Below are 6850 nucleotides of genomic sequence, written 5' to 3' on the forward strand. Positions count from 1 at the left end.
CCCGTGTGCTCTGGCCGAACATCCTGGAGGCGGTCAAGAACCGCCGTCGCTTCACCTGGATCCTGCTCAGCCAGAACGCCCAGGTCACGGGCTTCGACGGCACCACCCTCCAGCTCGGCTTCGTGAACGCCGGCGCCCGCGACAACTTCGCCGGCAGCGGCAGCGAGGACGTACTGCGGCAGGCGCTGGCCGAGCAGTTCGGCGTGCAGTGGAAGGTCGAGGCGATCGTCGACCCGTCGGGCGGCTCGGCACCCCCGCCGTCCGGCGGCTCCTCCACCTACGGCGCAGGCGGCACCGGCGGCCACGGCAGCCCGGGCGGCGGTGGGTACGGCGGTGCTCCCGGCGCGGCGCCCGCGCAGCGCCCTGCCGCGCCCCAGTCGGCCCCGGCGGCCCGCCAGACCCAGACATCGGCCCCGGCAGCGCCCGCTCCGGCCCCGGCATCCCGGCCGGCGGCCGCCCCCGAGCCGCCTCCGGTGGCCCCGGAGGACGACATCCCGGAGGACGACGACCCCGACCTCGACGAGTCGGCCCTCTCCGGGCACGAGCTCATCGTGCGGGAGCTGGGAGCGACCGTGGTCGAGGAGTTCTCCAACGAGTAGCCGGGCCGGGGGCGGGTGGCCGAAACGGCGACCGGGGACGCTTCTTTGGAGGAACGCACAGCGCACTCGCCCGCCCGCCTTCGGAAGCCCGCACAAAGCACCCGGCCCAGGGCGGATAGGCTGACCCCGTGAAGGTCCTCGTCATCGGCAGCGGCGCCCGCGAACACGCCCTGTGCCGCTCTCTGTCCCTCGACCCCGACGTCACCGCGCTGCACTGCGCCCCCGGCAACGCCGGCATCGCCGAGGCCGCCGAGCTGCACCAGGTGGACGCCCTGGACGGCAAGGCCGTGTCCGCGCTGGCCACGGAGCTCGAAGCCGACCTCGTGGTCGTCGGCCCGGAGGCCCCCCTGGTCGCCGGGGTCGCCGACGCCGTGCGCGAGGCGGGCATCCCGGTCTTCGGCCCCTCGAAGGAGGCCGCGCAGATCGAGGGTTCCAAGGCCTTCGCCAAGGACGTGATGGCGGCCGCAGGAGTGCCCACCGCCCGGTCCTACGTCTGCACGACCGAAGAGGAGGCGGCCGAGGCCCTCGACGCCTTCGGCGCCCCCTACGTCGTCAAGGACGACGGTCTGGCCGCGGGCAAGGGCGTGGTCGTCACGCACGACCTCGACGCGGCCAAGGCGCACGCGGCCGACTGCGAACGCGTGGTCATCGAGGAGTTCCTCGACGGCCCTGAGGTGTCCCTCTTCGCGATCACCGACGGGGAGACCGTCGTCCCGCTCCAGCCGGCGCAGGACTTCAAGCGGGCCCTCGACGACGACCAGGGCCCGAACACCGGCGGCATGGGCGCGTACTCCCCGCTCCCCTGGGCCGACCCGAAGCTCGTGGAAGAGGTCCTGCAGACCGTCCTGCAGCCCACGGTCGACGAGATGCGCCGCCGCGGCACCCCCTTCTCCGGCCTGCTCTACGCCGGCCTCGCGATCACCTCGCGCGGCGTACGGGTCATCGAGTTCAACGCCCGCTTCGGCGACCCGGAGACCCAGGTGGTCCTGGCCCGCCTGAAGACGCCGCTGGCCGGCGTCCTGCTCGCCGCCGCGAACGGCACCCTCGAGGACCTGGCGCCCCTGCGCTGGAGCGACGACGCGGCGGTCACGGTGGTCGTCGCCTCGCACAACTACCCCGGCACCCCGCGCACCGGCGACCCGATCACCGGCCTCGACCGGGTGGCCGCCGAGGACGCCCCGCACGCGTACGTCCTGCACGCGGGCACCAGGCACGACGGCGACGCGATCGTCAGCGCGGGCGGCCGCGTCCTGTCCGTCACGGCCACCGGCAAGGACCTCACCAAGGCCCGTGAGCGGGCGTACGCGGCCGTGGCCCGCATCGGCCTCGACGGGTCCCAGCACCGTACGGACATCGCCGCGAAGGCGGCGGCGGGCGCGTAACCGCCCTCCTCGTCCTCGTGTCAGGCCCCGGAGAAATCCGGGGCCTGATCATTGCTGTCCGTCATCCACCTCTGACCAAGGCCATTCCATCGAGTGAGCAATGCCCCATCCGGCTGACGGGGGCCGAGGCCCCAACTAGGGTGCGGCGCAAGCGTTCCGGCACTTGGCCCACCGGCATTGCGATGTCACCGGTGGGTGCCACAGTGGGGGAGTGAGCAAAGCCAGGAACAGCACCAGGGCATCAGGGAGGGGGTGACGTCCGGTCGTGACCGGTATGGGTGTGGAGGCGGGCGCGCAGGCCGCGCGTTCCCGGGCTCTTGCCGTGCTGCGCATCCGCGGCCGGGCGCTGGCCGTCGCCCTGCTGCCCGCGGCGGCCGCTGTGATCCTGCTGGCCGGCGGTTCCACGGGCCATCTCGTCGGCCGGGGCTGGGACCTCGCCCGCTGGACCACGAGCGCGGCCGCGCTGCTGGTGCTGCTGGCCGCCGCGGGCATCGCCCTGGTGGTCGCCCGCGCCCGTCCCGCCGTGAGCCCGACGGTCCCGATCGCGGAGGACTCGGCCCCCGATCTGTACCGGATGGTGCGCGACCTCGCCGACCGGCTCGACGTCCCCGCGCCCTCCGCCATAGCGCTCACCCCGGACTGCGACAGCTGGCTGGAGGACCGTACCCATCCGGCCCACGGTCCGCCCCCGCCGGAACGTCACGACGAGCTGGCGCACCCGGGGCGCCGCTCCCACCGGCGTACGGCCGCCGCGCCCGTGCTCGTCATCGGCTCCCCGTTCCTGTGGTGGATGCGGGTCGGCGAGCTGCGCGCGGTCCTCGCCCCGGTCGTCGCCGGCACGGGCCCCTCTGCCCACCCGGACATAGCCGCCGCCCGCCGCTTCGTACGCGGTCTGGACGCGGCGGTGGCCGTGACCTCGGCGCCCGGCCGCGGCCCGCTCTCCCGCACGGTGCTCGCGGGCGTCGGCTGGGTGGCACGCCTGCTGCTGCGCGGCTGCCGGGAGCACGCGGCCGAGATGGAACGGGGCGTGGCCGCCGCGGCCGCCGAGCGTGCACAGGCTGTGGACTACGGGCTGCGGATCGTCGCGCAGGAGCAGGTGGGGCTGGCGTACGCGGGCTGGGACCGGCTGCTGACCCGGGTGGCGCTCCCGGCCTGGCGGATGGGCCGCTGGCCCGCCCGGCTGGACGCGGGCGTCGTGGCGGCGCTGACCGAGCTGTCCCGCCGTGACCGACTGGCCGAGGGCTTCGCCTCCCGTCTGGGTGAGCGCCCCGCCTGCGACCTGCTGGAGGAGCCCGGCGCGGTCGACGAGGCCGCCTCGCTGCTCGCCGCCCGCCTCTTCCACGGCGGCCCCGCCGAGCAGGGCCCGCACTGGTGCCCGGTGGACTGGCAGGAGTACCCGGACGAGGTGGTGGACCGGAAATGGCGCACCGACGCGGCCCGGCTCCACCGCGTCCTGGACTCCCTCGGTGTCCGCGCCGCCCCCGACCCCACCGCCCCCGACCCCGGCGGACCCACCCTGTCCCGCGTCCTGGACCACCTGGCTGCCGCGCCGGGCGGCGCCGAGGTCCACCCCTTCCCGGAGACCGGCGCGCATCGCGGCGAGTCAGGCGCGGCACACTCCGGCGCCCTCGACGCCGGCCCCGTGACCGGTGTCCCCGAAACGTCCGGGTACGGCGACGAGCCGGAGGCTGACGCCGGAAGCCGGCGCGGTGCGGCCCTCGCCGCCCGGATCAGTGCCGAGGTGGCCCGTGAGGAGGCCTCGGCGACCGCCGCACGGCCCACCGGGTCGACCGCCCACGGCCAGAGCCCGGGAGCCGCCCTCTGGGACGACGGATCCCTGCCCCTCTTCCCCCTCCAGCCCCCGCGCACCGCCCGCGAGCTCCTCGCCGACCACGTCACGGCGATGGTGTGCTGCGCCGCGATGGACACGGCCGGCGCGATGCCCGGCCTCGACTGGCTCGACGGCCCGTCCCTCCTCATCAACGGCGAGCGGGCCGCCGATCTGACCTCCCGGGTCCTCAGCCTGACCGAGGAAGGGGATCCGGACCCGCTTCGCGCCTGGCTGATCGAGTCGGGGATACGTCCCGAGAAGCCGGTACGGCTCGTCTGACCTGGGCGGATGCACCGCCGTAGCGGAGGGACCTCTTCCAGTTCAGGTCAATTCGCAACGAATAGTGACTGTGCGCGTGCGTTATGTGATGTGCTGGGACCGATCGCGCACATGGCAAGGGCTTACGACATACGACAGCCGCATCGCACGCACATCACGGGGGCCCGAGGGAGGGGAGCGACCATGGGATCCGAGCAGATCCGCCGCTGGGAGTCGGGAGCACTCGCGCACGCCGTCACCGACCCCTTCGGCCTGGGACCGGTCCCCTGGCTGCGTGGCAGCGAGACGTACTTCGACGACACCGGCCATGTCGTCCCCTGGTACGTGGACGCCACCCAGCAGCACACCCACCGGACCGGCACCGGCGTCCCGCGCGTACCGGCACCGCGCCCCGCGGGCGGCCCCCGCTCGGCCGACGACGTCCACCGCCAGATCAAGGGGTTCACCTCCACCGGCGCGGTCGCCCCGGGCGAGGCCATCGACTTCCACATCACCGTCGACCCGCCCCAGCAGTTCAGCGTGGACATCTACCGCATCGGCCACTACGGCGGCGACGGCGCCGCCAAGATCACCACCAGTCCGCGGCTGTCCGGCATCGTCCAGCCCCAGCCGCTGACCGCCGACCGCACGGTCTCCTGCCACCACTGGTGGCTGTCCTGGCGGCTGCAGGTCCCGTCGTACTGGAGCAACGGCGCCTACGTGGCCGTCCTCACCACCGCCGACGGCTACCGTTCCCACGTGCCGTTCACGATCCGCGACAGCCACCCCGCGGACCTGCTCCTGCTGCTCCCCGACATCACCTGGCAGGCCTACAACCTCTACCCGGAGGACGGCCACACCGGCGCCAGCCTCTACCACGCCTGGGACGACAAGGGCCGGCTGCTCGGCGAGGCCGACGCCGCGACCACGGTCTCCTTCGACCGCCCCTACGCGGGGGCGGGCCTGCCCCTGCACGTCGGTCACGCGTACGACTTCATCCGCTGGGCGGAACGGTACGGCTACGACCTCGCCTACGCCGACGCCCGCGACCTGCACGGCGGACGCGTCGACCCCACCCGCTACCGGGGCCTGGTCTTCCCCGGCCACGACGAGTACTGGTCGACGCGGATGCGCCGCACGGTGGAGATCGCCCGGGAGAGCGGCACCTCGCTCGTCTTCCTCTCCGCCAACACCATGTACTGGCAGGTGGAGCTGGGCCCCGCCCCCTCCGGCGTTCCCGACCGCCTCCTGACCTGCCGCAAACGCAAGGGACCGGGCCGGCCCGTGCTCTGGCGCGAGATCGACCGCCCCGAACAGCAGCTGGTCGGCATCCAGTACGCGGGCCGGGTCCCCGAACCACACCCCCTGGTCGTGCGCAACGCCGGCCACTGGCTGTGGGAAGCGACCGGCGCGGGCGAGGGCGACGAGCTGGAGGGCCTGGTGGCGGGCGAGGCCGACCGCTACTTCCCGCGCACCACGCTGCCCGACCACGAGGAGCGCATCCTCCTCGCCCACTCCCCCTACACCGACAGCGAGGGCGTCCTGCGCCACCAGGAGACCTCCCTCTACCGCGCCCCCTCCGGCGCCCTGGTCTTCGCGTCCGGGACGTTCGCCTGGTCACCGGCCCTGGACCGGCCCGGCCACGTCGACACCCGGATCCAGCGCGCCACCGCCAACCTCCTCGACCGCATCTGCAAGCGCGACTGACCCGCTGTCCGAGTCCGGCCACCCGATACGGGACAATCGAGCCATTGGACAGAACCACGGGGAGGAACCGTGTCCGGATTCGTCGAAAAGCCCGAGCCGATCCAGGTTCCGGGTCTGGTGCATCTGCACACCGGCAAGGTGCGCGAGCTGTACCAGAACGAGGCGGGCGACCTCGTGATGGTCGCCAGCGACCGCATGTCCGCCTACGACTGGGTGCTGCCCACCGAGATCCCCGACAAGGGCCGGGTCCTCACCCAGCTCTCCCTGTGGTGGTTCGACCAGCTCGCCGACCTGGTCCCCAACCACGTCATCAGCACCGACCTGCCGGAGGGCGCCCCCGCCGACTGGGCCGGGCGCACCCTGGTCTGCAAGTCGCTGAGGATGGTCCCGGTCGAGTGCGTCGCCCGCGGCTACCTCACCGGCTCGGGCCTCGCCGAGTACCGGGAGTCCCGCACCGTCTGCGGCCTCGCCCTCCCCGAGGGCCTCGTCGACGGCTCCGAGCTGCCCGCCCCGATCTTCACCCCGGCCACCAAGGCCGCGGTCGGCGAGCACGACGAGAACGTGTCGTACGAGGAGGTCGCCCGTCAGGTCGGCGCGGACACCGCCGCACGGCTGCGCCAGGCCACCCTGGCCGTCTACAACCGCGCCCGGGACATCGCCCGCGACCGCGGGATCATCCTCGCGGACACCAAGTTCGAGTTCGGTTTCGAGGGCGAGAGCCTCGTGCTGGCCGACGAGGTCCTCACCCCGGACTCATCCCGCTTCTGGCCGGCCGACCAGTGGGAGCCGGGCCGCGCGCAGCCGTCGTACGACAAGCAGTTCGTGCGCGACTGGCTGACCTCCGCCGAGTCCGGCTGGGACCGCAGGAGCGAGCAGCCCCCGCCGCCGCTGCCGCAGCACGTGGTGGAGGCGACCCGGGCGAAGTACGTGGAGGCGTACGAGCGCCTGACGGGCATCGGCTGGTCGTGAGACGACGTTGGGCCCCGGCCCCGCCGGGGGGGGCGCGCAATTGGCCCCCCGGTGTAAGGGGGGGGGTCCGGTGGGGTGGGGGACGGGGGGGGGGAAGGCCGCGC

Annotated in this window: 4 protein-coding genes and 1 pseudogene; all 5 read left to right on the forward strand. The window is 73.9% G+C overall.

Annotation, left to right across the window (positions count from 1 at the left end; genetic code table 11):
• A pseudogene (locus tag ACFW2E_RS38065) lies at positions 1–599 on the forward strand (DNA polymerase III subunit gamma and tau); the annotation flags it as partial.
• Between the two features lie 128 nt (positions 600–727).
• Positions 728–1981 carry a phosphoribosylamine--glycine ligase gene (gene purD / locus ACFW2E_RS38070; RefSeq protein ID WP_384473979.1) on the forward strand — a complete coding sequence of 418 codons (1254 nt, stop codon included), beginning with the start codon at positions 728–730 and terminating at the stop codon, positions 1979–1981.
• Positions 1982–2255: 274 nt separating this feature from the next.
• Positions 2256–4091, forward strand: coding sequence for a hypothetical protein (locus tag ACFW2E_RS38075; protein WP_384473988.1), 1836 nt, complete (start codon positions 2256–2258; stop codon positions 4089–4091).
• Positions 4092–4274: 183 nt separating this feature from the next.
• A complete protein-coding gene (locus ACFW2E_RS38080) occupies positions 4275–5777 on the forward strand; it encodes a N,N-dimethylformamidase beta subunit family domain-containing protein (protein WP_384473982.1) in 1503 nt (500 codons plus the stop codon).
• Positions 5778–5846: 69 nt separating this feature from the next.
• Positions 5847–6746 carry a phosphoribosylaminoimidazolesuccinocarboxamide synthase gene (locus ACFW2E_RS38085; RefSeq protein WP_384473985.1) on the forward strand — a complete coding sequence of 300 codons (900 nt, stop codon included), beginning with the start codon at positions 5847–5849 and terminating at the stop codon, positions 6744–6746.
• Positions 6747–6850 lie beyond the last annotated feature (104 nt).

It is taken from the genome of Streptomyces sp. NPDC058964 (assembly GCF_042741275.1).
In the GTDB taxonomy this organism is placed as follows: Bacteria; Actinomycetota; Actinomycetes; order Streptomycetales; family Streptomycetaceae; genus Streptomyces.